Here is a 1881-nt window from a genome sequence, read left to right as displayed (position 1 = left end):
AACCGGATCGGCATGGCGGCCGCGCACCGGCTCCAAGGTCTCCCACCAGGCGATGACTGCGGCGGTGATCGACTCCCGCGATTTCCTCGCCGCCCGCCGCCTCGCCGAGACCGAGGTGCTCGTCCCGGCCGGCACCAAGATCGCCTTCGCCGGCGGCCTCGACTGCAACGATCACGACCGGATCTGGGACGCGCTCGACAAGGCCCGCGAGAAGCATCCCGACATGGTCCTGCTCCACGGGGGCAGCCCCCGCGGCGCCGAACGCATCGCCGCCTGCTGGGCCGAGAACCGGAAGGTCACCCAGATCGCCTTCAAGCCGGACTGGAACCGTCACGCCAAGGCCGCTCCGTTCCGCCGCAACGACCAGCTTCTCTCGGTGGTGCCCTACGGCCTGATCGTCTTTCCCGGCTCCGGCATCACCGACAACCTTGCCGACAAGGCCCGTCGGCTCGGCATCCCCGTCTGGCGGTTCGCGGAGGGCGGCGCGTGAAGCGCCGGTTTCCTCGCATCCGCACCATCGAACCCGACCGGGTTCGGCCCGCTCGAAGCGCGCTGCTGATTGGACAACTCGCCGTCGACCATCGCTATGCAGGACAAGGCATCGGCAGCGGTCTAGTCAAGGACGTGCTTCGTCGCTGCGTCGCCGGCGCAGGCATCGTCGCCGGCTGCGCGGTGGTGGTGCGGGCGATCGACGCCGAGGCCGAGCGCTACTGGCAGAGCTGGGGTTTTGTCCCGTCGCGAGACAACCCGTCTATCCTGATGCGCTCGATCCAGTACGTGAGCCTCTGGGCGGCCGAAGGCCGCTAGTCCACGCGCGTAGCGCCTCCGGCCGCGGCAGGGTCCGGGCGCGCCGGCCCTGCGGCCGGACGGGCTCTAGTCGCGGCGTCCCGCCGCTCCCCGCGCCGGCTTCGCCGTCTCGGCCTTCGGGTGACGATCCCTCGCGCAGGGCCAGAGGAGAGGGCGGCTGGCGCGGGGCGGGGGCGCTGGAGAGAAAGGAAAGTCACCATGTCGATGATATTCATAGGTGGATCACGCGAGATATTCGAGCTGCCGGAACCTGCCATCACTCGCATCGGCGCAATCGTTGCTGCCGAGCACGGCGTGCTGATTGGCGACGCCTCGGGAGCCGATGCCGAGGCGCAGGGCCTGCTCGCGGGTTACAGGTACGACTATGTCGGCGTCTTCCATGCCGGCAAGGAGCCCCTCAACAATCTGGGCGACTGGGCCGCCTACCATGTTCCTCCTCCTGAGGATGCCAGAGGGGACTTTGTTCACGCCGCCAAAGACCGGGAGATGGCGCGGCGCGCCGACTTTGGCATGATGGTCTGGGACGGCGCATCACCCGGCACTGCCGTCAACGTGCTTCGGCTCGCCATCGCGAACAAGCCGTGCGTCATCTACGATCTGGCCAGGGGCAGCGTGGCGACCACGTACACTGTTGAAGACCGGTGTGCCATGCTCCGCCATGCCGGTCCGGACATTCGCCGGCAAGCCGAGGCCCGCATGACGCCGGACGAGCGTCTGGCGCTGCCAGGATGATGTAGGCGCGGACTCGCCGACAGCCCGGTGGGTCCCATCCGATATGCTTGATCCGCCCCGCGCCCCAACTCCACTTGTATGAGCGGCAGGAGCCGGCCACTTTCGAAACCGACCCACGCGGATAGCATGGGGACGTTGTGCAGATGATCATCTTCACCCGTCTCGCATCTAAGCGGGTGGAAGCGTGCCGAACATCCTGGCGTGCGCGGTCATCCAACCTGGCTGCGAGGCATCGCCACCGAGGGGCGTGAAGTTTGCTTCAAGTCGACTCCGATCTCGAAACCGCTGTGCCGCCATCCGAGACACGCAAAGCGGTTCACGCGCCAAGCTGCTGTTGGAGGT

At 67.5% G+C, this 1881-nt stretch carries 3 protein-coding genes; all 3 read left to right on the top strand.

The genetic code is table 11. The annotated features are described in order from the left end of the window. A partial coding sequence (locus EN993_RS35350; protein WP_164758045.1) for a DUF2493 domain-containing protein occupies positions 1 to 490 on the top strand: 490 nt, incomplete at its 5' end. Further along, positions 487 to 807 carry a GNAT family N-acetyltransferase gene (locus tag EN993_RS35345; protein ID WP_245469067.1) on the top strand — a complete coding sequence of 107 codons (321 nt, stop codon included), beginning with the start codon at positions 487 to 489 and terminating at the stop codon, positions 805 to 807. The genes EN993_RS35350 and EN993_RS35345, both read left to right, overlap by 4 nt. A 198-nt stretch (positions 808 to 1005) precedes the next feature. Then, positions 1006 to 1539: a hypothetical protein gene (locus EN993_RS35340; protein WP_127266195.1), complete on the top strand. Its 534-nt coding sequence runs from the start codon at positions 1006 to 1008 to the stop codon at positions 1537 to 1539. Positions 1540 to 1881 lie beyond the last annotated feature (342 nt).

Origin of the sequence: Mesorhizobium sp. M7D.F.Ca.US.004.01.2.1 (assembly GCF_003997785.1) — a bacterium.
In the GTDB taxonomy this organism is placed as follows: domain Bacteria; phylum Pseudomonadota; class Alphaproteobacteria; order Rhizobiales; family Rhizobiaceae; genus Mesorhizobium; species Mesorhizobium loti.
Note: the sequence above shows the minus strand (reverse complement) of the source record. Positions and strands in the feature narration are given on the sequence as shown.